Consider the following 26,169-nt stretch of genomic DNA (forward strand, 5'->3'; position numbering starts at 1 on the left):
CAGGGCCGAGCGCAGCGATGGCCCGAGCAGGGCTCCCCGCCCCTCTGGCCGTGTGTATGGACCGGGGACATGGTGGACACCTGTTCGGGGACATGGTGAACGGTTTTTTGGATATTAAACAATGACTCTGCCGGCCTGTATAGACTGATCGCGCAGATCAATGCGAGCAATTCGAAGGGTGCTCCAGAACACGTCATAGCATCCATCTTCAGTGGGATCAGCTCGTACGGCTACCTGCTGGCCTTTGAAGGCCTTGCCGACCTTCCAGAGGCGGTTTTTCCAAGAGATGGCGCCTTGCTTTTGCACCTGGCGCACCTGCTCGGCGCTGGCGTATTCAGGCTCTGCGGGCCGCTCGCAGTACGGCCTGGGACTGGCCCGGTATCGCACGATCGGCACTTGCATGCCCAGCGCCTGGTGAGGGCGCTGCTGGTTGTACATCTGGCGCCAACGATCAAAGGCTTGCTGGGCTTCGCTCAGGTTGGCAAGAGGCAACCCCTGCAGCAGCTCCGCCTTGAGTGTGCGGTGAAAGCGCTCATCTTTGCCTTGCGTTTGAGGATGGTAGGGCCGTGAGTGGCCCACTCGAATCCCCTGACGCATCAGCCACAGATCCAGGCTGGTGTAGTGACAGCCATCGTAGCCACCCCATGGGCTGCCGTTGTCCATGGTCATTCGAGCGGGCACACCATAGCGACGCATCACCATCTCAAGACGCTGCACCACGGTGGCTTCCTGCTCATCGCCGCACGCCTGCAGACACACGGCATACCGGGAGTGGTCATCAAGAATCGTCAGTGGGTGGCAGCGTCCGCGCAGCATGGCTACGTGGCCTTTGAAATCCATCTGCCACAGATCGTTGGGCTCAGGGTGCTCAAAGCGCCTCCAGGGCGTGGCTGCCTCACTGGCCTGACCCAAAATCAAACCATGGCGACACAAGATCGCATGCACGGTGCTCACTGCAGGCACTTTGACTCCTAAGTTCATCAATCTGTGCGTGAGCTTGCGTGCGCCCCAGGCGGGGTGCTCCTGGCGTAACTGACAGACTTGCTGCTCGAACTCAAGCGGGCATTGATTGGGTGAATGCTTAGGCCTGCGGCTTCGATCGCTCAAGGGCTGAAGCTGGCGAGCACGCTCAAGCCATTTGTAGCCTGTAGTGGGGCTAATGCCAAAGCGCAAGCACAGTGCTCGGATATTGGATTGTTCGTGCTGGGCGAGCGCTACAAATTCTTCGCGTAGGGACATGGCTGAGCTTTCCTGCCAAGGCATCGGTGACCTCCTATAAGGCTGTTCGATACCTAAGCTTGATCTGTTCACCATGTCCCCGAACAGGTGTCCACCATGTCTCCGGTCCATACAGACGTGCCGAGGAGCGCAGAGCGAGGGGTGGGCAAGGGCACTGCAAGATGCCCTTGCTTCGTGCTCTAGCTTGCTGCAGCTGTTTGAGCGTAGTGAACGAAGTGAACGCAGTGAGTTCTGCAGCACCACCCCTCGGTCGAGCACCGCAGGTTGCCCGCAGCGTAGCGGAGGGATACGGCAAGTGGGGTCGCCTTTTCTTGGGTCACCTTCTTTTGGCGACGCAAAAGAAGGTGACTGCACTGCCGGGGGCAATCCCGGCCTCCGACCTTGGATCAAACAGCAGAAGATCATCAGGAAGCAGAAGACCGTTCAGATCAACCGACCGTGAAAGCCCTCACCGGATGGCCGGCCCTCCCAACCCTCTCCCAGAGGGAGAGGGAGAGGGAGAGAGAAGAGACACTCACGCGGAATGGATGACCGATATTGAAGCATCAGGCCCATCCTAACCCGGCGATCACCATATCGATCAGCTTGATGCCAATGAAGGGCACGATCACTCCCCCCAACCCATAGACGAGCAGATTGCGGCGCAGCAGCGCGGTGGCCCCCACGGCGCGGTACTTCACCCCCTTGAGCGCCAGAGGAATCAGGAACACGATGATCAGGGCATTGAAGATCACCGCCGACAGAATGGCCGAGGACGGGCTGGCCAACTGCATCACATTCAGCGCGCTCAAGGGCGGATAGGTGCTGACGAACGCCGCCGGGATGATGGCGAAATACTTCGCCACGTCATTGGCGACACTGAACGTGGTGAGCGAGCCACGCGTCATCAGCATCTGCTTGCCGGTCTCGACGATCTCGATCAGCTTGGTCGGGTTGCTGTCCAGATCGACCATGTTGCCCGCCTCTTTCGCGGCCTGGGTGCCGGTGTTCATGGCCACAGCCACATCCGCCTGTGCGAGCGCCGGCGCATCGTTGGTGCCGTCGCCCGTCATGGCCACGAGCTGGCCCCTGGCCTGATGCTCCCGGATCAGCGCCAGCTTGGCTTCCGGCGTGGCTTCCGCCAGAAAATCGTCGACACCTGCCTCCGCGGCGATGGCCGCGGCCGTCAACCGGTTGTCCCCCGTGATCATGACGGTCTTGATGCCCATGCGGCGCAGCTCGGCGAAGCGCTCCTTGATGCCCCCCTTGACGATGTCCTTTAGCTCCACCACGCCCAGCGCACGGGCGCCATCGGCGACCACCAGCGGCGTGCTGCCGCGCCGCGACACCTCCTCGACGGCCTGCAGCAGCTCTAGCGGGAAATGCCCGCCCAGTGCCTCCACGTGCTGGCGCACGGCGTCGGCGGCTCCCTTGCGGATAGCCCGGCCGCCGCTCAGGTCAACACCGCTCATGCGGGTCTGCGCGGTGAAATGCACAAACTGCGCGCCGAGCTTTTCGACATCGCGCTCACGCAGATTGAATTTCTGCTTGGCCAGCACCACGATGCTGCGCCCTTCGGGTGTTTCATCAGCCAACGAAGCCAGCTGCGCGGCATCGGCCAGTTGCTCCTCGCTCACGCCGCGCGCGGGGAGAAATCTGCTGGCCTGGCGGTTGCCCAGGGTGATGGTGCCGGTCTTGTCCATCAACAGCACGTCCACGTCGCCCGCCGCCTCGACGGCCCGGCCCGAGGTCGCGATGACGTTGGCTTGCATCATGCGGCTCATCCCGGCCACGCCAATGGCCGAAAGCAAGCCACCGATAGTGGTCGGGATCAAGCACACCAGCAGCGCCACGAGCACGGTGATGCTGACCACACTGCCACTGCCAGCCTGCGCCACGGCGAAGGAGGAATATGGCCACAGCGTCACGATGACGAGCAGAAACACCAGCGTCAGGCCCACAAGCAGGATCGTGAGCGCGATCTCGTTGGGGGTTTTCTTGCGGCTGGCGTTTTCGACCATGGCGATCATGCGGTCGACGAAGGTCTCGCCGGGATTGACCGCCACGCGCACCACGATCCAATCGGACAGCACGCGAGTGCCGCCCGTCACGGCGGAAAAGTCACCGCCCGATTCGCGGATGACCGGCGCCGACTCGCCCGTGATGGCGCTTTCGTCCACCGAAGCCACGCCGTCGATCACCTCACCGTCAGCGGCGATCACGTCACCGGCCTCGATCAACATGATGTCACCCTTGCGAAGGCTCTCGGCTTCGATGGGTGTCCAGGTCAGTTCGCTGCGGCTGGCGCGGTGGTATACGGCATCCTGCAGTTTCTTGGCCCATGTTTTCTTCTTCAGGCCCCTCAGGCTGGCGGCTTGCGCTTTGCTGCGCCCTTCAGCCAGGGCCTCAGCGAAATTGGCGAACAGCACGGTGAACCACAGCCACAGCGAGATCGCCAGGATGAAGCCCGCCGGTGCTTCCCCCTGACCGCCGAGGGCCTGGAAAAACAGGACCGTCGTGAGCATGGCGCCCAGATAGACCACAAACATCACCGGATTGCGCCACTGGGCGCTCGGTGATAGCTTGCGCAGCGCATCCCGCAGGGCTTGCCCTATCAAGGCACGGTCGAACAGCGCGATGGTTTTCTTGTCAGACATGACGGCCTCCTGCCTACTGCTTAGCCAGTGAATCCAATGCGAGATTCAGGCGCAGCACATTGACTCTCGGCTCCCCAAGCAGACCGAACACGCGTGTTTCGGTGTTCTGGGCCAGCACCTGCCGGACCTGCTCCAGCGCGAGACCACGCGCCTTGGCCACGCGCGCCGACTGGGCCTGTGCATTGGCCAGTGAGATATGCGGATCGAGCCCCGAGCCCGAAGCGGTCACGGCATCGATCGGCACCAAAGCGTCGGCGGCCAGGCCGTTGGTCCGCCGATAGTCGGCCACGCGCTGAGCCACGGCGTCCGCCAGCGCCTGGTTGGTCGGGCCCTGGTTGCTGGCCGCCGAAATGCCCGCGTTGTAAGGCATGCCGATGGTTTTCGCGGCATCCCGGGGGTCGGGCGCCGTCGTGGCACTGGGACGCGGATGAAAATAGCGCGCCTGCGTGAACGACTGGCCGATCAAGGCAGACCCGAGCACCACGCCGCCTTGCTCGATCAGGCTGCCATTGGCCTGCCGTGGCAGCAGCAGTTGGGCCACACCGGTAGTGAGCAGTGGATAGGCCAAGCCGGTGAGCAAGGCCAGAAAGACCGCGCTGCGCACGCATGGGCCGGCCAGCCCTTTGAGCAGCGAGCCAGTGCTCTCTTGTACTTGAATGGAGGAATTCAGGGTATTCATGGTGTGTGCCTCAGGGATAAAGATGGCCCGCGGTCATCTGCAGTTGCTCGACCACCGGGCCGAGCGCCAGCGCCGGCAGGAAAGTCAGGCCGCCGACCACCAGCACCACGAACACCAGCAAGCCCATGAACAGCGGCGTGGCGGTAGGAAACGTACCGGGACCGGCCGCGACACGCTTCTTGGCGGCCAGCGAACCTGCCAGGGCCAGCAAGGGCAGGAGTGTCAGGTAGCGGCCGATCAGCATCGCCAGGCCGATGGTGGTATTGAAGTACGGCGTATTGGCGTTGAACCCGGCGAAGGCGGAGCCGTTGTTGGCCGTGCCCGACGCGTAGGCATACAGCACCTCGGAGAATCCGTGCGGGCCGTGGTTGCCAAGACTGGCCCCGGTATCCGGCCACAGGCAAGCCAGCGCCGTAAAGCCGAGGATCGCCGCCGCATGGGCCAGCATGGACAACATCACCAGCTTGATCTCGCGGGCCTCGATCTTCTTGCCCAGGAACTCCGGCGTGCGGCCGATCATCATGCCCACCAGGAAGACGGTGAGGATGGCGTATTGGATCAGGTTGACGAAGCCCACGCCCTTGCCACCGAATACGCAGTTCAGCATCATCTGAGCCAGGGGCACGAAGCCGCCCAGGGGCGTGAGCGAATCGTGCATGGCGTTGACCGAGCCCGTGGTCGCCGCCGTGGTCGTGGACACGAACAGCGCCGTATCCGCGATGCCGAAGCGCATCTCCTTGCCCTCCATGTTGCCTCCGGGCTGCGTGGCCGTGATCGACTGATCAGCGCCGGCTTGGGTCAACAGGGGGTTACCGGCCTGCTCGGCGCTGTAGACCATGGCCAGAAAGCCGATGAACATCACCAGGAAGGCGCTGAACAGAACCCAGCCCTGGCGCTTGCTTTTAAGCATGGTGCCCAGCGTGACCGTCAGCGCCGCAGGGATCAGCAGCATCGAGAGGATGTGCAGCAGATTGGTCAGAGGTGTCGGGTTCTCGAACGGGTGCGCCGCGTTCGTGTTGTAGAAGCCTCCGCCATTGGTCCCGATGTGCTTGATGGTCTCCAGGCTGGCCACCGGCCCGATGATGATCTGCTGCCGCGCGCCCTCCAGAGTGGTGGCCGTGGCCTGCGAGGCCAGCGTCTGGGGCACGCCTTGCCAGACATGGACCAGCGCCAGCACCAGGCATACCGGCAACATCACGCGCCACAGCACGCGTATCAGGTCCACCCAATAGTTGCCGAGATCTTCGCTGCCCGCGCGGGACAGCCCGCGGATGAAAGCTCCGCCTGCCGCCAGCCCGGCCGCGGCGCCAGCGAACATCAGGAACGTGATGACCACCATCTGCGTGCCATTGGACAAGCTGGCCTCGCCCGCATAGGCCTGCCAGTTGGTGTTGGTGATGAAGGAGGCCGCGGTGTTGAATGCCAGATCCGGCGCCTGCGCCGGGTTGCCCAGACCGTTCCATGGCAAGACACCCTGCAGGCGCAGAAACAGATAGCCCAGCGCCATCATGGCCGCGTTGGACAAGAGCAGGGCCAGCCCATAGCGCACCCAGCCCATCCGCTCTGATGGATCGATGCCCAGCGCGCGGTAGCTCAGGCGCTCCACGCCCCAGTGGCGCTCACCGGTAAAGACACATGCCAGCCAGCGGCCCGCCGGTACGGCCAACGCCGCCACCAGAACCAGCACAAGGGCATATTCAAGAATGAGGAGTCCCATGGCGAGAAGCTCCTTACAGGCGCCGCAGGGCTAATACAGCCCAGGCAGTAGCGGCGAAAAATGCCGCCGCGAGAGCCACGAAAATCAGGTCTTGCATGGCGGCCTCTCAGAATTTCTCGGGGCGCAGCAAGGCGTATCCCAGGTAAATGAGCAGGCCGATAGCCCCTGCCCCGGCCAGCCAATAGATCAAAGCGAGAGAGTTCACCGACGTTCCTTTCAATCCTTTCAGGGTTGAAGGAATGCTAGGAAAAGGGCCGTCAAGGCGTTGCCAAGATTCAGCCGGTGCGCATCAAGAAAATGTAAAGATCCGGCGTTTTGAGGGTCGGCAGGGCAGGCATTGACACGGGAGAGAAGCTTTCAGCCTTAAATTCAGGCTTTTCACCCGCAATCTGTCGACTGGCCCATACAGAACCGCGCCCGCCCGGCTCTTAGCGTTTACATATGCTCACCAATCGGCGATGATTGAATAAGTCTTTTAGCTGCTTTTTTGACTGATGGCCATCGCCGAACCCATTTCCAAGACTCAGACTCCCGCGCTTCCCGGCCTGGGCCGGGCATTGGTCATGGCTGGCAAGCTCAGCCAGCAAGCCGCGGAAGACATCTACCGGAAAGCGCGCGCCCACAGCAAGAATTTCGTGGCCGAGTTGACCGAGTCCGGCGCGGTTTCGGCAGCCGACCTGGCACATACCATGTCGACTGCTTTCGCGGCCCCCTTGGTCGACATCGACGCCATCGACCCGGCGCGCCTGCCGGAAAACCTGCTGGACACCAAACTCTCGCAAGCCTACAGGCTGCTGGCGCTGGGCAAACGCAATAACCGCCTGATCATTGCCACCGCCGACCCGTCGAACCTCGAAGCAGCGGAGAAAGTCAAGTTTTCCACGCAGATGGGCGTGGAATGGGTCATCGCCGAGTTCGACAAGCTCTCGCTGCTGATCGAGACGCTCAACAAATCCACCTCGCAGGCGATGGAAGGCATCGTCGGCGCCGATTTCGAATTCGACGAGTCCTCCCTGGAATCCTCCACCCCCGAGGAAAAGGAAGAGGCCCCCCAGAACGACGTGGAGGATGCGCCGGTCGTCCGGTTCCTGCACAAGATGCTGATCGACGCGTTCAACATGCGGGCGTCCGATCTGCATTTCGAGCCGTACGAACATCATTACCGCGTGCGTTTCCGGGTGGACGGCGAGCTCCGCGAGATCGCGTCTCCTCCGATCGCCATCAAGGAAAAGCTGGCTTCACGCATCAAGGTGATTTCACGCCTGGACATCTCCGAGAAGCGGGTACCCCAGGACGGGCGCATGAAACTCAAGGTCGGCCCCGACAGGGTGATCGATTTCCGGGTCAGCACCCTGCCGACGCTGTTTGGCGAGAAGATCGTGATCCGTATCCTCGACTCGAGCAGCGCCAAGCTGGGCATCGAGGCCCTGGGCTACGAGCCCGAGGAGAAAGATCGCCTGCTCAAGGCGATCAAGCAGCCCTACGGCATGATCCTGGTCACGGGACCCACGGGTTCGGGCAAGACGGTGTCGCTCTATACCTGCCTGAACCTGCTGAACAAGCCCGGCGTGAACATCGCGACGGCCGAAGACCCTGCTGAAATCAACCTGGCGGGAGTGAACCAGGTCAACGTGAATGACAAGGCCGGCCTGACGTTTGCGACGGCGCTCAGGGCCTTCCTGCGGCAGGATCCGGACATCATCATGGTGGGTGAGATCCGGGATCTCGAAACGGCGGACATCGCGGTCAAGGCCGCGCAGACCGGCCACCTGGTGCTCTCCACACTGCACACCAACGACGCCCCCGCCACGCTGACACGTTTGCGCAACATGGGTGTCGCACCGTTCAACATCGCCTCAAGCGTGGCGCTGATCACCGCCCAGCGCCTGGCGCGGCGGCTGTGCCCCCAGTGCAAGGCGCCCGTGGACATTCCCCGCGAAGCCCTGGTTGAGGCCGGTTTCGACGAGGCTGAGCTCGACGGCAGTTGGACCCCTTACAAGCCCGTGGGCTGCTCCAGCTGCAACAATGGCTACAAGGGAAGGGTCGGCATCTATGAGGTGATGCCAGTCAGTGAGGAAATGCAGCGCATCATCCTGCGCGACGGCAGCTCGCTGGAGATCGCCGAGCAGGCACGCGCCGAAAACGTGCGCTCGCTGCGTCAATCAGGGTTGTACAAGGTCAAGTTGGGCGTGAGCTCCCTGGAAGAAATTCTGGCTGTGACCAATCTATAACCCTGCCATAACCAGAAAGAACACCGCATGGCAACCCGAGTCGCCACACCTGCCAAGAAGACCGCCGCCAAGGAATTCGTCTTCGAATGGAAAGGCAAGGACCGCAACGGCAAGATCGTGCGCGGTGAAACCCGGGCCGGTGGCGAAAACCAGGTGCAGGCTGTGCTCAGGCGGCAGGGCATCCTGGCGACCAGCATCAAGAAGCGCCGCATGCGCTCGGGCAAGAAGATCAAGCCCAGGGACATCGCCATATTCACCCGCCAGTTGGCCACCATGATGAAAGCGGGGGTGCCCCTGCTCCAGGCTTTCGACATCGTGGGCCGAGGCAACCCGAACGCCAGCGTGACCAAGCTGCTGAACGACATCCGCATGGACGTGGAAACCGGCACTTCGCTCTCGGGCGCGTTCCGCAAGTACCCCATGCACTTCAGCAGCCTGTACTGCAACCTGGTGGAAGCCGGTGAGGCGGCGGGTATTCTGGAGTCCCTGTTGGACCGCCTGGCCACCTACATGGAGAAGACCGAGGCGATCAAGTCCAAGATCAAATCGGCGCTGATGTACCCGATCGCGGTGCTGGTGGTGGCCTTTGTCGTGGTGTCGATCATCATGATCTTCGTGATCCCGGCGTTCAAGGAGGTGTTCACCTCGTTCGGCGCTGACTTGCCGTCGCCAACTTTGGTCGTTATCGCGATCAGCGAGTTCTTCGTGGCTTACTGGTGGCTCATCTTCGGCGTTCTGGGGGGTGGTATCTACTTCTTCATGCAGGCCTGGAAACGCAACGAGAAGATGCAGAAGTTCATGGACCGGCTGTTGCTGAAGGTGCCGATCTTCGGCCCGCTGGTCGAGAAAGCCGTGGTCGCACGCTGGACGCGCACGCTCTCGACCATGTTCGCCGCGGGCGTGCCCCTGGTGGAGGCGCTGGATTCGGTGGGCGGCGCCGCGGGCAACTCGGTCTACCAGATAGCCACGGAAAAAATCCAGCAGGAGGTCTCGACCGGCACGAGCCTGACGGCGGCCATGTCCAACGTCAACCTCTTTCCCAGCATGGTGGTGCAGATGACCGCCATTGGCGAGGAATCCGGCTCGCTTGACCACATGCTGGGCAAGGCGGCCGATTTCTATGAAGCGGAAGTCGATGAGATGGTGGCGGGGCTCTCCAGCTTGATGGAGCCGATCATCATCGTGATCCTGGGCGTCATCATCGGCGGTATTGTGATTTCCATGTATCTGCCCATCTTCAAGCTCGGCCAAGTCGTTTAATCCAATTCGTTTAATTCATGTTTGAAATCGGTTGGCTGCAAGCCGTGTTAGGTGGTGTGTTCGGATTGCTCATCGGCAGTTTCCTCAATGTGGTCATCCACCGCCTGCCGAAGATGATGGAGCGCCAATGGGCGGCGGACTATGCGGCGGCCACCGCGGAGCTTTCCGGCCAGGAGGCGGCTGTCCAGGAAGAGGCTGAACGCTTCAATCTGGTGGTGCCGCGTTCGCGCTGCCCGCACTGCGGCCATCAGATCAGCTGGCACGAGAACATTCCGGTGCTGAGCTACCTCTTCCTGCGCGGTAAATGCTCGGCATGCGCGGCCGCCATCAGCGCGCGCTATCCGCTGGTGGAACTGGCTACCGGAGCCTTGTTTGCCTGGTGCGCCTGGCGTTGGGGCCTTACTCCCGCCGCCGCCGCCTGGTGCCTTTTTACCGCCGCACTGGTGGCGCTCACCCTGATCGACTGGGACACTACCCTGCTGCCTGATGACATCACCCTGCCCCTGCTTTGGGCCGGCTTGATCGCCTCCCTGCTGGGATGGACGGGCGTATCCATCTCCAATGCCGTGTGGGGCGCGGTGGCTGGTTATCTTTCGCTGTGGCTGGTGTTCTGGGGTTTCAAGCTGGCCACGGGCAAGGAGGGCATGGGGTATGGTGACTTCAAGCTGTTCGCGGCTCTCGGCGCCTGGTTCGGCTGGCAAGGGCTGGTACCCATCATCCTCATGGCCTCGGTGATCGGGGCGCTGGTGGGCATTGGCATGAAATTGACCAGCTCACTGCGCGAAGGCGGCGTGATCCCCTTTGGGCCATTTCTCGCCATGGGGGGCATCACCGCCATGCTGTTCGGCCCTGAGTCGATCCTGCGCGTCATTGGCCTGGCTTGACTTTCCTGGGACCGCCGAGCTCCAGCTCGGCAGCAGCTTTCGCAAGGTACCGGAATGCCAAGCTGGAGCTCGGCGGCCCCCGGGAAACATCCCGAGCTACCATGTAGCCTAGATGAAAAAACTTTTCGACTCGGCCTGACGGGCGGCATCGGGAGCGGCAAGAGCACCGTGGCGGGCATGCTTGCCGAGTGCGGGGCTGCGATCATCGACTCCGATGCCATCTCGCGCGCCACCACGGCGGCAGGAGGCGAGGCGCTGCCGGCCATTGCCGCGAAATTCGGCCCTCAGATGATCGGCGCCGACGGCGCACTCGACCGGGCCGCCATGCGTCAACTGGTGTATGCCGACCCTGGGGCCCGGCAACAGCTGGAGGCCATCATTCACCCGCTGGTCGGGCAGGAGACCGACCGCCAGGCCCGCGCCGCCGCCGAGCAAGGCAAGCCCCTGGTGTTCGATGTGCCGCTGCTGGTGGAATCCGGCGCGCGCTGGCGCAGCAAGGTGGATCGGGTACTGGTGGTCGACTGCCCACCCGAAACGCAGATCGCGCGCGTGATGGCGCGCAGCGGCCTTGCCCGAGAAGAGGTGCAGCGCATCATCGATGTGCAGGCTTCCCGCGCGGCGCGCCTGGCTGCGGCTGACATCGTGATCCACAACGGCGAGGGTGTTTCGCTCACGGTATTACGTGAAAATGTGCAAGTGTTGGCGAATGCCCTGTTTGACGCTGGCAGCTTGGGACTATGATTAGGGCGTCTTCATACGCTACAGCCCGGCAGACCCCGCCCCAGGCAGCCAAGGCAACACCCGCGTGATACTTTACGAATATCCCTTCAACGAGCGCATTCGCACTTACCTCAGGCTGGAGCATCTGCTTGAGCGTCTCGGTCAATTGATGCCCCGGGAATCAGCGCTTGATCATCATTTCGCGCTCATCACGATTTTCGAGATCATGGATGTCAGCAGCCGTGCCGATCTGAAATCGGACCTGCTGAAAGATCTGGAGAAGCTGAAAGTCCACATGACGGCGTTTCGTGGCAACCCGGCCATTTCCGAAACCTCGCTAGACATGATCCTTGGGCAACTGGAAGACAGCTTTACCCAACTCAGCGGGCAGATCGGTAAACCGGGCCATGAACTGACCGACAACGAGTGGTTGATGAGCATCCGCAGCCGCGCCGTGATTCCTGGCGGGACGTGCGAATTCGACCTGCCGGCCTATCACGCGTGGCAGCACCACCAGCCGGCCTCCCGGCGCGCCGATCTGGAGGAATGGGCCAGCACCTTGGGCCCACTGGCGCGGGCACTGGGCCTGCTCATGCAGATCCTTCGTGACTCCGGGAAACCACAAAAAGTCATGTCCGTGGCCGGGCAGTTCCAGCAGGCGCTCCCTCAGGGCCGAACTTTCCAGCTGCTGCGCCTGCGCATCGACGAATCGATCGGATTGATCCCGGAAATCAGCGGCAACCGGCTTGTGGCCTCGGTACGGATGATGAAGCACGAGGCCGACGGCAAGCTGCATCTGGCCCGAGAAGACGTGCCGTTCGAATTGACGCTTTGTTCATGAAAGAGCCCCCAACCACTCTTCCCAAAGCAGCAGCCGCCAAGCCGCGCACCGTACGCTGCCCTGCCTGCGGCGGCCCCAGTCTATATGCGCCGGAGAACCGCTTCCGGCCGTTCTGCAGTGAACGCTGCAAAACGCATGACTTGGGCGCCTGGGCTAGTGAGAGCTTCCGGATGGAAGTGCAGGAAGATGATGGGGCGGACGGGTTGGAGAATGGGACGCCGCTGCAATAGGTGTCATGGCGCGGCGATCGCCTGTGTCCCATGGATTTCCCGGGCAGGAGGTTGAAGAGGTTGACAGAGGAGTGCAGCGAAGCTTATTGATGAGGCCTGCGCGTGCCCACAGCAGCCTCTTCCTCCATCCATTTCAAGACAGGCAATGCACCAGGCAACACAGGTGTGACCGTCACCGGCAAGTTTTCCCATGCAAACGACTGCCCCTCCCGCATGGAAAGCTCTCCTTGCCAAAGCGTGATCTTGCAAAAATTCAACCGCACCAGGGCATGCGGATAATCCACCATCTGCTCACGCCAGCGCATGACATTCGCAGGATCGACATTGATCCCCAGCTCCTCGTGCAGTTCACGCGCCAGAGCCTGCTCCACCGTTTCACCCGCTTCCAGCTTGCCGCCCGGGAACTCCCAGTAGCCCTCGTAAACCTTGCCCGCGGGCCGCGACGTCAGCAGAAAAGCGCCACCGGGCCGATACAGGACGCCCACACCGACTTCAACCACGGAGCGCTCTGCGCCGCCTTGCTCACGCGGCAGATGCGTATCGGCCTTGATCAGAGGCTCGCTCACGCCTGACCCGCTCCCCGCCCGATGAAATCACGCGCGAACTGATAGGCCACACGACCCGAACGGGACCCGCGCTCCAGGGCCCATACCAGAGCCTCCGGGCGTGCTGCCGCGATGTCCGCCTGCGATGCCCCGAGCGCTGACAGCCACTGCGCCACGATCGCGAGGTACTCATCCTGGCTGAAAGGATAGAAGCTGATCCAGAGACCGAAGCGCTCTGAAAGAGAAATCTTTTCCTCGATGACCTCGCCCGGATGCACCTCACCGTCCTCGGTGTGCTGGTAGCTGAGGTTCTCCTTCATGTACTCGGGCAGCAGGTGGCGCCGGTTGCTGGTGGCATACACCAGCACATTGGGCGTGTTGGCGGCCACCGAGCCGTCGAGAATGGATTTCAGCGCCTTGTAGGAGCCATCACCTTCCTCGAAACTGATGTCATCGCAGTAAATGATGAATTTTTCGGGTTGGCCGGCCACCACGTCCACGATGTCGGGCAGATCGATCAAATCGGATTTGTCGACCTCGATCAAACGCAGGCCTTGCGGCGCGTAGGCGTTCAGGCAGGCCTTGATGAGCGAAGACTTGCCGGTGCCGCGGGCGCCCGTCAGCAGCACATTGTTGGCCGCGCGCCCTTCCACGAACTGGCGCGTATTGCGCTCGATCTTTTCCTTCTGCGGATCGATTTCCTTGAGATCGGTCAGAGCAATGCCTCCCACATGGCGCACCGGCTCCAGCGAGCCATGTCCGCTGGAGCGCTTGCGGTAGCGCCAAGCCACCGACTGGCCCCAGTCGGGCGCTGAAAGCGGCTGCGGAAGCACCGCTTCGATACGGGTGATCAGTTGCTCTGCACGCGCGATGAGGCGCTCAAATGGTTCGCTCATGAAATCAGGATCTGTAGTCGGCGTTGATACTTACATAGTCATGGCTCAGGTCGCATGTCCAGACCGTGTCGCTCGCCGTGCCGCGGCCCAGAAGCACGCGTACCGTGATCTCCTGCTGCTTCATCACGCGCTGGCCGTCTTCCTCCTGGTAGGCCGGATGGCGCCCGCCTTGGGTAGCCACATGCACCTCGTCCAGGTAAAGATCGATGAGGGTCTGATCGAGATCACCGATACCAGCGTAGCCTACCGCCGCCAGAATGCGGCCGAGGTTAGGGTCGCTCGCGAAAAAAGCCGTTTTGACCAGCGGCGAATGCGCAATGGCATAGGCCACCTGGCGGCACTCTGCAGCCGTCTTGCCGCCTTCCACGCGGATGGCGATGAACTTGGTCGCCCCTTCGCCGTCGCGCACGATGGCTTGCGCCAGCTGGCGCGCCACGCCGAGCATGGCTTCCTTCAACGCCCGGCCGTCAGCCGAATCGAGCGAGCTGACGGACGCGTTGGCCGCCTGGTTGCTCGCGATCACGATGAAAGAATCGTTGGTGGAGGTGTCGCCGTCGATCGTGACGCGGTTGAACGAGCCTTCGGCGAGCTCCAGGGCCAACTGGTTCATCACAGCCTGATCGACCCGCGCGTCGGTCGCCAGAAAGCCCAGCATGGTCGCCATGTTGGGGCGGATCATGCCCGCGCCCTTGCTGATGCCGGTGATCGTGATCTCGGCGCCGCCCACCATCGCCTTGGCGCTGAACGCCTTGGGAACAGTGTCGGTGGTCATGATGCCCTCGGCGGCGCGGGCCCAATGAGCCCCCTTGGCGTCGGCAATCGCAGCAGGCAGGCAGGCGGTAATGCGATCCACAGGCAGGGGCTCCATGATGACGCCGGTGGAAAACGGCAGCACCTGCTCCGGCGCGATCTTCAGCAGCTCTGCCAGCGCCGTGCAAGTTTGGCGTGTGCGCGCCAGGCCGTCTTCGCCCGTGCCGGCATTGGCATTACCCGTGTTCACCACCAGCGCACGGATAGGTCCGCCCTTTTTCAGATGCTCCCGGCAAACCTGCACCGGCGCGGCGCAGAAGCGGTTGCTGGTGAACACGCCGCCGACGCTGGCGCCTTCGTCCAGCAGGATGACCGTGAGGTCTTTCCGGTTCGCCTTTCGGACCCCGGCTTCGGCGATGCCGAGGCGCACACCGGCTACAGGAAACAGCTTGGAGGGGTCTGGAGCGGAAAGATTGACGGGCATTTGAGGCTTTCTAGGGTTCCCAAAGGACAAGGGTATCTACAGATCTCTCGGCTTTCTCTCCGTCATTCCCGCGCAGGCGGGAATCCAGGGGCGTTCAGAGGCTGCACTGGATTCCCGCCTGCGCGGGAATGACGGGGGAAGGAAAGCATGAGATGGTAGAGGCCTTCCCCCCGAGTGAAGAGAAGAAGTGTCAGTTCAGCGCGCCATGGCATTGCTTGTACTTCTTGCCGCTGCCGCATGGGCAAGGGTCGTTGCGGCCGACGCGCGGAACAGCGCCCGCGGCGGCGGCGGCAGCCGCGGCAGTCTGGCCCAGTTGGGCGCCCGGCACGGTTTCAGCCTCGCCGGTTTCGGTGGGCGAGGTGTAGGTCACGTTGCTGAACTGCTCGGCACGCTGCTCCAGATCCTCGGCGGCCTGCTCGACCTCATCGCCGGACTGGATCTTCACCGTCATGAGGGTGCGCGTGACTTCGTTCTTCACCACATCCAGTAGTTGACCGAACAGTTCGAAGGCCTCGCGCTTGTATTCCTGCTTGGGCTGCTTCTGCGCATAGCCGCGCAGATGAATGCCCTGGCGCAGGTAATCCAGCGCGCTCAGGTGCTCGCGCCAGTGGCTGTCGATGTTCTGCAACAGCACCGCACGCTCGAACGGACGGAAATTCTCCGCGCCCACCAGCTCCACCTTGGCGGCATACGCCTCGTCGGCGGCTTTCAGCACCTTCTCGAGGATGTCCTCGTCGGTCATGGCGGCCGAGGCTTCGATCTCCTTCTGCAGAGACAGATCGATGTGCCATTCGTCTGCCAGCACCTTCTCCAGGCCAGGAATATCCCACTGCTCTTCCACGGAATCGGCGGGTACATACTGGTGCACGAGATCGGTGAAGCACCCCTGGCGCAGGGAGGAGATCTGCGCCTCGAGGTCGTTGGCATCGAGAATCTCGTTGCGCTGCTGGTAGATCACCTTGCGCTGGTCATTGGAGACGTCGTCGTACTCGAGCAGCTGCTTGCGGATGTCGAAGTTGCGGGCTTCGACCTTGCGCTGCGCGCTTTCGATGCTGCGGGTCACCATGCCCGCCTCGATCGCTTCGCCCTCGGGCATTTTCAGCCGGTCCATGATGGCGCGCACACGATCGCCTGCGAAGATGCGCATGAGCGAATCGTCCAGGCTGAGATAGAAGCGCGAGGAGCCGTTGTCACCCTGGCGGCCCGAGCGGCCGCGCAGCTGGTTGTCGATGCGGCGGCTTTCGTGCCGCTCGGTAGCGATGATGCGCAGGCCGCCGAGCGACTTGACGTGCTCGTGGTCCTTCTGCCATTGCTCGCGCAGCGCAGCCACCTTGGCCTGGCGGGCGGCATCGTCGAGCGAGGGATCGGCCTGCACGGCCTCGATGGCCTTCTCCACGTTGCCGCCGAGCACGATGTCAGTACCCCGGCCAGCCATGTTGGTGGCGATGGTGATCATCTTCTGCCGGCCGGCCTGCGCCACGATGTCGGCTTCGCGCTCGTGCTGCTTGGCGTTCAGCACCTGGTGGGGAAGCTTTTCCTTCTGCAGGAGTTCGGCGATGATTTCGGAGTTTTCGATCGACGTGGTGCCCACCAGCACCGGCTGCCCGCGCTCATAGCATTCGCGGATGTCAGCGATGGCGGCGTCGTATTTTTCCTTGGTGGTCTTGTAGACGCGGTCGAGCTGGTCGTCGCGCTTGCTCGGCCTGTTGGGCGGCACCACCACCGTTTCGAGGCCGTAGATTTCCTGGAACTCGTAGGCTTCGGTGTCAGCGGTACCGGTCATGCCGGCGAGCTTCTTGTACAGGCGGAAGTAGTTCTGGAAGGTGATCGAGGCCAGAGTCTGGTTCTCGGCCTGGATCGGCACGCCTTCCTTGGCTTCCACGGCCTGGTGCAGGCCATCGCTCCAGCGGCGGCCAGACATGAGACGGCCGGTGAATTCGTCGACGATCACGATCTCCGGGCCGCGCTCGCCTTGCTGCACTACGTAGTGCTGATCGCGGTGGTAGAGATGGTTGGCCCGCAGCGCCGCATACAGGTGGTGCATCAGCGAGATGTTGGCCGGGTCGTACAGGCTGGCGCCCGGGGCGATCAGGCCACGCTCGGCCAGGACGCGCTCGGCGGTTTCGTGGCCCTGCTCGGTGAGGTAGACCTGATGGGCCTTCTCGTCGACAGTGAAGTCGCCCGGCTTGGTCACGCCCTCGCCGGTGCGCGGATCGGCTTCGCCTTCCTGGCGCGTGAGCGCCGGCACCACCTTGTTGATGGCCAAGTACATGGCCGTGTGGTCTTCCGCCTGGCCGCTGATGATGAGCGGGGTGCGGGCTTCGTCGATCAGGATGGAATCGACCTCGTCGACGATGGCGTAGTTGAGCTGGCGCTGCACGCGGTCAGCCGGCTCGTAGACCATGTTGTCGCGCAGGTAGTCGAAACCGAACTCGTTGTTGGTGCCGTAGGTGATGTCGGAACCGTAGGCGGCCTGCTTTTCGTCGCGTGCCATCTGGGGCAGGTTCACACCCACCGTGAGGCCGAGAAAGTTGTAGAGGCGGCCCATCCACTGGGCGTCGCGGTTGGCGAGATAGTCGTTCACCGTGACCACGTGCACGCCGTTGTTGCTCAAGGCATTGAGGTAGACCGGCAGCGTGGCCGTAAGTGTCTTGCCTTCGCCGGTGCGCATTTCGGCGATCTTGCCTTCGTGCAGCGCCATGCCGCCGATGAGCTGCACATCGAAATGGCGCATCTTCATCACGCGCTTGGAGCCCTCGCGCACCACGGCAAAGGCTTCGGGCAGCAACTCGTCCAGGCTTTCGCCCTTGGCCACCCGGTCCTTGAATTCCTGGGTCTTGGCGCGCAGCGCCTCGTCCGTCAGCTTTTCAAATTCAGGCTCCAGGGCGTTGATGCGCGCCGCGGTCTTGCGGTATTGTTTGAGCAGGCGGTCATTGCGACTGCCAAATATCTTGGTGAGGAGATTGGTGGCCATGCGTACGCGGCCGCCATGCGCGTTCGGAAACGGCAGGCAGCCAAAACCCCTAAGACGTCAGAAATGAATACGGAAACTGAGGGCGGTTGGCCTGAAAACAAGCAGACAAAGCCATCCACCCCTCGCTCGCGCGGGTAACTGAACATTTTACCTGTGCATGAAGACGGTCCGCCGTCGGCATAATTGAGGACCTCCATGAATCTTCGCCGACATTCCGCCCTTTCCCTGCTTCAAGCCGTGGAAGAGGCCCCTACCCTCTCGCATTTGAGCCGGCTGGCCGGTGAATCAGCCAGCCGGTTGGCGCTGATCCGGCCCCTGATTCCCAAGCCCTTGCAGGGGCTTGTTCAGGCCGGCGGACTGGAGGAAGGCTGCTGGTGCCTGCTGGTGCCGAACAACGCGGCGGCGGCGAAACTGCGGCAAATGGCGCCTTCCCTGCTGGAAGTGTTGCAGGCGCGCGGGCACGCGGTGCAGAAATTGCGGATCAAGATCATGACGAACACAGGAATGGCAGGCAACCTGCGCTGAAACACCCCTGGGACCGCCAAGCTCCAGCTTGGCAGCAGCGCTTGACAGATACGCCAAGCCAAGCTGGAGCTTGGCGATCCCAGGGTGTGCTCACGCCCCGACGGTCACGTGGTAGAGGCCCCAGGGACACTGCGCGAAGCGCTCGGCCAGCGGCTTGGCAGCCAGTTCAGGGATGCGATCGGCATCCAGTACCGCCCAGAGAGGCCCCAAACCGCCCAGAGGCATGGGCTTGCCGTCCAGATGGGTAGCCACAATCAAATTCAGGCGCTTAGCCTCGCCCAGCGTGATCGGCACCGTGTAGCCATCAATGGCGCGCAGCCCCAGGGGCGTGGCCGCCTCATCTGGCGCGCCGGCGGCGCGCAGCACATCCGCCAGCAGCGGGCCCCGCAACGCATGCACCTTGGCGTCGTACTCGAGCGTGGGGCGGATGGTTCGGACCGGCAACTTCAGCAGCGCCGCGAAATCGAATACGTGGGCCTGTGTAAAGCTTTGCTGCTGCTTGGCCATCATCTGGTCGAGGGCCTTGTCCAGGGGGCCCCGGTTGGCCTTGCTGATGGAGCCCGTCACCGTCAGTAGACCTGGGCCTGCCGCCCCGCTGCCCTTGGAAGGCGTGGCCGAAGCTTGACTCCCGATAAGGGCCAGTGTGGTGGCGGCGAGAAATTGGCGCTTGCCGGTCATGGATTGAGACTCCTGTGTTGTATTTCTATTTGTAATCCACCGGCTGCCGGAGGTCAAATGCGACTGAGCCGTTCAGCCCCCAAACCCGCGCCTACACCAGACCCCTGCGAAGGAGAAAGAGCCCTCACCCCCACCCTCTCCCGCATACGGGAGAGGGAGTCAAGCCAGAAGACCCAGAAGGCCGCGGAGCAGGCCATGCGCGGGCAACCGCGGAGCTGGCTTTGCCAGGCCGCTGGTTGTGTCCCCTTGAGGGGATGGCACGCAGTGCCTCAGGGGGAGCCAAGGTCCAGCTTTGCCAGGCCGCTGGTTGCGTCCCCTGGGGGAAGGCGCGAAGCGCCTCAGGGGGGCCTATCTCGGCAAATCGCTGACACCCATCAGGAACTCATCGACCGCCCGGGCGGCCTGACGGCCTTCGCGGATCGCCCAGACCACCAGCGATTGGCCGCGCCGCATGTCACCGGCGGCGAACACCTTCGGCACATTGGTCGCGTAGCCACCGTCAAAATCAGGCGTGGCCTTGGCGTTGCCGCGTGCGTCCTTCTCCACGCCAAAGCCTTCGAGGATGGTTTCCACCGGGTTGGTGAAGCCCATGGCGAGCAGCACCAGATCGGCAGGCCACTGTTTTTCGGTGCCCGGCACTTCGGTCAGCTTGCCGTCCTTGAATTCCACCTGCACAGTGGTCAGGCCGTTGACCTTGCCTTTTTCGCCCGTGAACTGCTTGGTGGAAATGGCGAATTCGCGCTGTGCGCCTTCCTCATGGCTGGAACTGGTGCGCAGCTTGATCGGCCAGTAAGGCCACACCAACGGCTTGTTCTCCTGCTCGGGCGGCATGGGCATGACCTCGAACTGCGTCACGCTCTTGGCGCCGTGGCGGTTGCTGGTACCCACGCAGTCGCTGCCGGTGTCGCCGCCACCAATGACGATGACATGCTTGCCATCGGCACGAATCTGCCCTTTCAGCTTGTCGCCAGCATTGATCTTGTTCTGCTGCGGCAGGAACTCCATCGCGAAATGGATGCCGTCAAGATCACGCCCCGGCATAGGCAGATCGCGCGAGGTCTCTGATCCACCGGTCAGCAATACGGCATCAAAGTCTTGCTGCAACTGCTCGGGACTGATGCTCTCCTTGGCCCAGTTGGTCACCTTGCTGCCCTTGGGCATGGCGCCGACCAGCACGCTGGTGCGGATTTCCACGCCCTCTGCCTGCATCTGTTCGGCGCGGCGATCGATATGCGATTTTTCCAGTTTGAAATCGGGAATGCCGTAGCGCAGCAGGCCACCGACGCGGTCGTTCTTCTCGAACAGCGTGACATCATGGCCGGCGCGCGCAAGCTGCTGGGCCGCCGCCATGCCGGCCGGGCCCGCGCCCACCACCGCTACCTTCTTGCCGGTCTTGATCTTGGGAACCTGAGGCGTCACCCAGCCTTCGTCCCAGGCGCGGTCGATGATGGCGTGCTCGATCGACTTGATGCCTACCGCATCGTCGTTGATGTTCAGCACACAGGCTGCCTCGCAAGGCGCGGGGCAGATGCGGCCGGTGAACTCGGGGAAGTTGTTCGTCGAATCGAGCACCGCGAAGGCGCTTTTCCAGTCACCGCGGTACACCAGATCGTTGAAATCGGGAATGATGTTGTTGACAGGGCAGCCGTGGTTGCAGAACGGCGTGCCGCAATCCATGCAGCGGGCGCCCTGCAGCTTGGCCTGCGGGTCATCCAGGCCGATGACGAATTCCTTGTAGTGCTTGACGCGTTCGGCAACCGGGGCGTAGCCCTCCTCGATGCGTTCGAACTCCATGAAGCCAGTGACTTTTCCCATGTGGTGCTTTCGTATTTCTTTCGTGGGCGTGGTGGGCTCGGCAGCTATGTAGGAGCGGCTTCAGCCGTGAAAGGCTGTTCGCGGGGGCCGGCCATCCGGCTGAAGCCGCTCCTACAGATCTTTTGGATCACTTGGCTGCTACAGCTTCCTTCTTCTTGGTGGGGGCGGCCTCCGCGGCGGCCGAAGCCTGTTTCCGGGCGTGGATCTCGCCCAGCGCACGTTTGTATTCGTTGGGGAATACCTTCACGAACTTGGTCCTGGCCTCCGCCCAGTTGTCGAGCAACTCACGGGCGCGGCGGCTGCCGGTCCAGCGGTTGTGGTCGGCCAGCAACGCCTTCAACTGTTCCTCGTCGGTCTGGCCGCGATGCCAGATGGCGCTGTCGCCCCGCACGCGTTGCTCGGAAGCCGGCAGCACGGGCTCCAGGGCCACCATGGCCGTGTTGCAGCGCTTGGCAAACTGGCCGTCTTCGTCGTACACGTAGGCGATACCGCCCGACATGCCCGCGGCGAAGTTGCGGCCGGTCTTGCCGAGCACGGCCACCGTACCGCCGGTCATGTATTCGCAGCCGTGATCGCCGGTGCCTTCCACCACCGCGGTGGCGCCAGACAGGCGCACCGCGAAGCGCTCGCCGGCCACGCCGCTGAAGAACGCCTCGCCGGTCGTGGCACCGTACATCACCGTGTTGCCCACGATGATGTTCTGCTGCGCCTGCCCACGGAAGTCCAGGCTGGGGCGCACCACCACACGGCCGCCCGAAAGGCCCTTGCCGGTGTAGTCGTTGGCATCGCCGATCAGGTAGAGCGTGATGCCGTTGCACAGGAAAGCGCCAAAGCTCTGGCCGCCCGTGCCCTCCAGCTGAATATGGATGGTGTCGTCGGGCAGGCCTTCAGGATGCACCTTGGTGACCGCACCCGAGAGCATGGCGCCCACCGAGCGGTTGACGTTGCGCGCGGTATCGAGAATCTTGACAGGCTCGCCCTTGTCGATGGCCTGGCGAGATTTCTCGATGAGACGGTTGTCCAGGGATTTGGCCAGGCCGTGATCCTGCCCGTCGACGTGGTAGCGCGGCACGCCGGCCGGCACTTCCGGCCTGGCGAACAGGCGGCTGTAGTCGAGGCCCTTGGCCTTCCAGTGCTCGATGCCTTTCTTCATGTCGAGCAGGTCGCTGCGGCCGATGAGGTCGTCGAACTTGCGGATACCCAACTGCGCCATGATCTGGCGGACTTCCTCGGCGATGAAGAAGAAGAAGTTGACCACGTGCTCGGGCTTGCCGCTGAACTTGCGGCGCAGCACCGGGTCTTGCGTGGCCACGCCCACCGGGCAGGTGTTGAGGTGGCACTTGCGCATCATGATGCAGCCCTCGACCACCAGCGGTGCGGTGGCGAAGCCAAATTCATCAGCGCCCAGCAGCGCGCCGATGGCGACGTCGCGGCCGGTCTTCATCTGGCCGTCGGCTTGCACGCGGATACGGCCGCGCAAGCGGTTGAGCACCAGCGTTTGCTGCGTTTCAGCCAGGCCGATCTCCCAGGGGCTGCCGGCATGCTTGATGCTCGACCAGGGCGACGCGCCCGTGCCGCCGTCGTGCCCGGCAATCACCACGTGATCGCTCTTGCACTTGGCCACGCCAGCGGCGATGGTGCCCACGCCCACTTCGCTGACCAGCTTGACGCTGATGTCGCTGTGCGGAGCGACGTTCTTCAGATCATGGATGAGCTGCGCCAGATCCTCGATCGAGTAGATGTCGTGGTGCGGGGGCGGGCTGATGAGGCCCACGCCCGGCACGCTGTGGCGCAGCTTTCCGATGTAGTCGCTCACCTTACCGCCAGGCAACTGGCCTCCTTCGTCGGGCTTGGCGCCCTGGGCCATCTTGATCTGGATCTGGTCAGCGCTGGACAGGTATTCGGCGGTCACGCCAAAGCGTCCCGAAGCCACCTGCTTGATGCGCGAGCGCATGGAATCGCCCTCGTTCAGCGCGTAGTCGACCTCGAACACATCCTTGCCCAGCAGCTCGGACATGGTCTGCCCTTGCTTGATCGGGATGCCCTTGAGTTCGTTGCGGTAGCGCTTGGCGTCTTCGCCGCCTTCACCCGTATTGCTCTTGCCGCCGATGCGGTTCATGGCCACAGCCAGCGTGGCGTGCGCCTCGGAAGAGATCGAGCCGAGCGACATGGCGCCGGTGGCGAAACGCTTGACGATTTCCTTCGCCGGTTCGACTTCCTCGATCGGAATGGCCTTGGCCGGGTCCACCTTGAACTCGAACAGGCCCCGCAGCGTCATCAGGCGCTTGCTCTGGTCGTTGATGAGCTGAGCGTATTCCTTGTAAGTGCTCCAGTTGTTGGCCCGGGTGCTGTGCTGCAGCTTGGCGATGGCGTCAGGCGACCACATATGGGCTTCGCCCCGCGTGCGCCAGGCGTATTCACCGCCGGCATCGAGCATGTTGTTCAGCACCGGATCGGCGCCATAGGCCGCCTGGTGGCGGCGCACGGCTTCTTCGGCGATCTCGAACACGCCCAGGCCGCCCACGCGGCTGGGGGTGCCGGTGAAGTATTTTTCGACGGTCTCGGAGTTGATGCCGATGGCCTCGAAGAGTTGCGCGCCGCAGTAGCTCATGTAGGTGGAGACGCCCATCTTGGACATCACCTTGGAGAGCCCTTTGCCCACAGCCTTGATGTAGTTGGCAATCGCCTTCTCGGCGCTCAGATCGCCCGGCAGATCCTTGTGGATGTTGGCGATGGTTTCCATGGCCAGCCAGGGGTGCACGGCCTCGGCGCCATAGCCTGCCAGCACGGCAAAGTGCTGGATCTCTGCAGCGCTGCCGGTTTCCACCACCAGGCCCACGCTGGTGCGCAGGCCTTCGCGGATCAGGTGCTGATGGATGCTGGAGAGCGCCAGCAGCGCCGGAATGGCCACGCGATCGTGCGCTACGGCCCGGTCGCTGATGATGAGGATGTTCCGCCCGATCTTGATGGCATCCACCGCTTGCGCGCAGAGCGAGGCCAAACGGGCTTCCACGCCTTCGGGGCCCCAGTTGAGCGGGTAGGTAATGTCGAGCACGCTGCTGGAGAACTTGCCCTGGGTGTGCTGCTTGATCTCGCGCAGCTTGGTCATGTCGTAGGCATCCAGCACAGGCTGGCTCACCTCGAGGCGCATCGGCGGGTTGACCTGGTTGATGTCGAGCAGGTTCGGCTTGGGACCGATGAAGCTCACCAGGCTCATCACGATGGCTTCGCGGATCGGATCGATCGGCGGGTTGGTCACTTGCGCGAACAACTGCTTGAAGTAGCTGTAGAGCGGCTTGTTGCGGTCAGACAACACGGCCAGGGGGCTGTCGTTGCCCATGGAGCCAATGGCTTCTTCGCCAAACGCGGCCATGGGGCTCAGCAGGAATTTCACGTCTTCCTGGGTGTAGCCGAAGGCTTGCTGGCGGTCGAGCAGCTCGGGCGAAGTGGCTTCGACACCGGAAGATTGCGGCTCGGTGTCGCTGACTGGCAGCTCCTCTGCATCCAGCCCGGCCACCGGCACCGCCACGTCATCGAGGCGGATGCGCAGGTCCTCGATCCAGCGCTTGTAGGGCTTGGCGTTGGCAAGGCTGGCCTTGACTTCCTCGTCGTCGATCATGCGGCCCTGATCCAGATCGATCAGGAACATCTTGCCGGGCTGCAGGCGCCACTTGCGGACAATCTTGTGCTCAGGCACCGGCAGCACACCGGATTCGGAGCCCATGATGACGAAATCATCGTCTGTGATGCAGTAGCGGCTGGGACGCAGGCCGTTGCGGTCGAGCGTGGCGCCGATCTGGCGGCCGTCGGTGAACACGATGGACGCGGGGCCGTCCCAGGGTTCCATCATGCTGGCATGGTACTCATAGAACGCGCGGCGGCGCTCGTCCATGGTGCTGTGCTGCTCCCAGGGCTCCGGGATCATCATCATCACGGCCTGGGCCAGCGGGTAGCCGGCCATGGTCAGCAGCTCCAGGCAGTTGTCGAACGTGGCGGTGTCGGACTGGTGGGCAAAGCTGATGGGGTAGAGCTTCTGCAGATCGGCCTGCAGCACGGGCGAGCTCATCACGCCTTCGCGGGCGCGCATCCAGTTGAAGTTGCCCTTGACGGTGTTGATTTCGCCGTTGTGCGCCACATAACGATAGGGGTGCGCGAGCGGCCACTCGGGGAAGGTGTTGGTGGAAAAGCGCTGGTGCACCAGGCCGAGAGCGGAAACACAGCGCTCATCCTTCAGATCCAGGTAGTAGGTGCCCACCTGATCGGCCAGCAGCAAGCCCTTGTAGATCACCGTGCGGCTGCTCATGCTGGGCACGTAATATTCTTTGCTGTAGCGCAGACCCAGCGCCTGGATGTGGGCGCTGGCGGTCTTGCGGATCACATAGAGCTTGCGCTCCAGCGCATCCTGCACGATGACATCCGCGCCCCGGCCGATGAACACCTGGCGGATGATGGGTTCCTTCTCGCGCACCGCGGGCGACATGGGCATGTCGAGGTCCACCGGCACATCGCGCCAGCCCAGCAGCACCTGGCCCTCCAGGCGGATCGCGCGCTCGAGTTCTTCCTCGCACGCCAGGCGCGAAGCGTTTTCCTTCGGCAGGAAGATCATGCCCACGCCATACTCGCCCAGCGGCGGCAGGGTCACACCTTGCTTGGCCATTTCCTCGCGATAGAGCGCATCAGGCATCTGGATCAGAATCCCGGCGCCATCACCCATCAGCGCATCAGCGCCCACCGCGCCGCGATGGTCCAGGTTCTCCAGGATTTTCAGCGCCTGGGTGACGATGGCGTGGCTCTTTTCGCCCTTGATATGCGCGACAAAGCCGACGCCGCAGGCATCATGCTCGTTCGCCGGGTCATAGAGGCCGCTCTGTTGCAATTGCGATTGCTCGGCAGGCGTGGTCATCGTGGGCTCCGTCTTCTATCTAATCCAGGAAAGACCCCAAGGATAGTGCGGTGCAGCAAAACTTCCAAGAAAAATAAATTGGGGTCAGATTCCAATTTATCCTAAAAATTTCAACTACAAGTTAAATTAGGGACATATCAAAATAGAGAGCAAAAACCCCAT

General features: G+C 62.7%; 19 protein-coding genes. 7 read left to right on the forward strand and 12 right to left on the reverse strand.

Features of this window, described 5'->3' with window-relative positions:
* Positions 1-114 precede the first annotated feature (114 nt).
* From WJU18_RS26320 to kdpF, 5 genes are all read right to left on the reverse strand, one after another.
* Positions 115-1,263, reverse strand: a complete 1,149-nt coding sequence (locus WJU18_RS26320) for an IS481 family transposase (protein ID WP_423456874.1) — start codon at positions 1,261-1,263, stop codon at positions 115-117.
* Between the two features lie 521 nt (positions 1,264-1,784).
* Positions 1,785-3,875: a potassium-transporting ATPase subunit KdpB gene (gene kdpB, locus WJU18_RS26325; RefSeq protein WP_423456876.1), complete on the reverse strand. Its 2,091-nt coding sequence runs from the start codon at positions 3,873-3,875 to the stop codon at positions 1,785-1,787.
* Positions 3,876-3,888: 13 nt separating this feature from the next.
* Positions 3,889-4,554: a K(+)-transporting ATPase subunit C gene (gene kdpC, locus WJU18_RS26330; RefSeq protein WP_423456878.1), complete on the reverse strand. Its 666-nt coding sequence runs from the start codon at positions 4,552-4,554 to the stop codon at positions 3,889-3,891.
* A gap of 10 nt (positions 4,555-4,564) precedes the next feature.
* Positions 4,565-6,271: a potassium-transporting ATPase subunit KdpA gene (gene kdpA / locus WJU18_RS26335; RefSeq protein ID WP_423456879.1), complete on the reverse strand. Its 1,707-nt coding sequence runs from the start codon at positions 6,269-6,271 to the stop codon at positions 4,565-4,567.
* A gap of 106 nt (positions 6,272-6,377) precedes the next feature.
* Positions 6,378-6,476 (reverse strand): K(+)-transporting ATPase subunit F, encoded by a 99-nt coding sequence (kdpF, locus tag WJU18_RS26340; RefSeq protein WP_423456880.1) that lies wholly within the window; start codon positions 6,474-6,476, stop codon positions 6,378-6,380.
* Between the two features lie 289 nt (positions 6,477-6,765).
* Here kdpF and pilB point away from each other — a divergent pair, with 289 nt between their 5' ends.
* From pilB to WJU18_RS26370, 6 genes are all read left to right on the forward strand, one after another.
* Complete coding sequence (gene pilB / locus WJU18_RS26345; RefSeq protein WP_423456882.1) at positions 6,766-8,502, forward strand: type IV-A pilus assembly ATPase PilB; 1,737 nt, start codon at positions 6,766-6,768, stop codon at positions 8,500-8,502.
* Positions 8,503-8,529: 27 nt separating this feature from the next.
* The gene (locus WJU18_RS26350; RefSeq protein ID WP_423456883.1) at positions 8,530-9,762 is read left to right on the forward strand and encodes a type II secretion system F family protein; all 1,233 of its coding nucleotides are present in this window, start codon (positions 8,530-8,532) and stop codon (positions 9,760-9,762) included.
* Between the two features lie 17 nt (positions 9,763-9,779).
* Positions 9,780-10,646, forward strand: coding sequence for a prepilin peptidase (locus WJU18_RS26355; RefSeq protein ID WP_423456884.1), 867 nt, complete (start codon positions 9,780-9,782; stop codon positions 10,644-10,646).
* A 54-nt stretch (positions 10,647-10,700) separates the two neighbouring features.
* Entirely contained in the window at positions 10,701-11,387 is a 687-nt protein-coding gene (coaE, locus tag WJU18_RS26360) for a dephospho-CoA kinase (RefSeq protein WP_423456885.1), read from the forward strand.
* 64 nt (positions 11,388-11,451) lie between these two features.
* A complete protein-coding gene (zapD, locus tag WJU18_RS26365) occupies positions 11,452-12,207 on the forward strand; it encodes a cell division protein ZapD (RefSeq protein WP_423456886.1) in 756 nt (251 codons plus the stop codon).
* Positions 12,204-12,437 (forward strand): DNA gyrase inhibitor YacG, encoded by a 234-nt coding sequence (locus WJU18_RS26370; RefSeq protein ID WP_423456887.1) that lies wholly within the window; start codon positions 12,204-12,206, stop codon positions 12,435-12,437. Before zapD ends, WJU18_RS26370 begins: the two co-directional genes overlap by 4 nt.
* Before the next feature lie 83 nt (positions 12,438-12,520).
* Here WJU18_RS26370 and WJU18_RS26375 read toward each other — a convergent pair whose 3' ends face one another.
* The 4 genes from WJU18_RS26375 to secA form a co-directional block, all read right to left on the reverse strand.
* Entirely contained in the window at positions 12,521-13,003 is a 483-nt protein-coding gene (locus tag WJU18_RS26375) for an NUDIX domain-containing protein (RefSeq protein WP_423456888.1), read from the reverse strand.
* Positions 13,000-13,878 carry an ATP-binding protein gene (locus tag WJU18_RS26380; protein ID WP_423456889.1) on the reverse strand — a complete coding sequence of 293 codons (879 nt, stop codon included), beginning with the start codon at positions 13,876-13,878 and terminating at the stop codon, positions 13,000-13,002. The genes WJU18_RS26375 and WJU18_RS26380 overlap by 4 nt, the downstream gene beginning before the upstream one ends.
* A gap of 4 nt (positions 13,879-13,882) precedes the next feature.
* Positions 13,883-15,112, reverse strand: coding sequence for a bifunctional glutamate N-acetyltransferase/amino-acid acetyltransferase ArgJ (argJ, locus tag WJU18_RS26385; protein ID WP_423456890.1), 1,230 nt, complete (start codon positions 15,110-15,112; stop codon positions 13,883-13,885).
* 190 nt (positions 15,113-15,302) lie between these two features.
* Positions 15,303-18,086, reverse strand: coding sequence for a preprotein translocase subunit SecA (secA, locus tag WJU18_RS26390; protein WP_423456891.1), 2,784 nt, complete (start codon positions 18,084-18,086; stop codon positions 15,303-15,305).
* A 195-nt stretch (positions 18,087-18,281) separates the two neighbouring features.
* Here secA and WJU18_RS26395 point away from each other — a divergent pair, with 195 nt between their 5' ends.
* Entirely contained in the window at positions 18,282-18,611 is a 330-nt protein-coding gene (locus WJU18_RS26395) for a DciA family protein (protein WP_423456892.1), read from the forward strand.
* Between the two features lie 90 nt (positions 18,612-18,701).
* Here the strand turns inward: WJU18_RS26395 and WJU18_RS26400 are convergent, their stop codons facing one another.
* From WJU18_RS26400 to WJU18_RS26410, 3 genes are all read right to left on the reverse strand, one after another.
* Positions 18,702-19,289 (reverse strand): molybdopterin-dependent oxidoreductase, encoded by a 588-nt coding sequence (locus WJU18_RS26400; RefSeq protein WP_423456893.1) that lies wholly within the window; start codon positions 19,287-19,289, stop codon positions 18,702-18,704.
* A gap of 348 nt (positions 19,290-19,637) precedes the next feature.
* Positions 19,638-21,104, reverse strand: coding sequence for a glutamate synthase subunit beta (locus WJU18_RS26405; RefSeq protein ID WP_423456894.1), 1,467 nt, complete (start codon positions 21,102-21,104; stop codon positions 19,638-19,640).
* Positions 21,105-21,231: 127 nt separating this feature from the next.
* Positions 21,232-26,007 carry a glutamate synthase-related protein gene (locus tag WJU18_RS26410; protein WP_423456895.1) on the reverse strand — a complete coding sequence of 1,592 codons (4,776 nt, stop codon included), beginning with the start codon at positions 26,005-26,007 and terminating at the stop codon, positions 21,232-21,234.
* Between the last annotated feature and the right edge of the window lie 162 nt (positions 26,008-26,169).

The organism is Ottowia sp. VDI28, from assembly GCF_049532675.1.
Lineage (GTDB): Bacteria > Pseudomonadota > Gammaproteobacteria > Burkholderiales > Burkholderiaceae_C > Ottowia.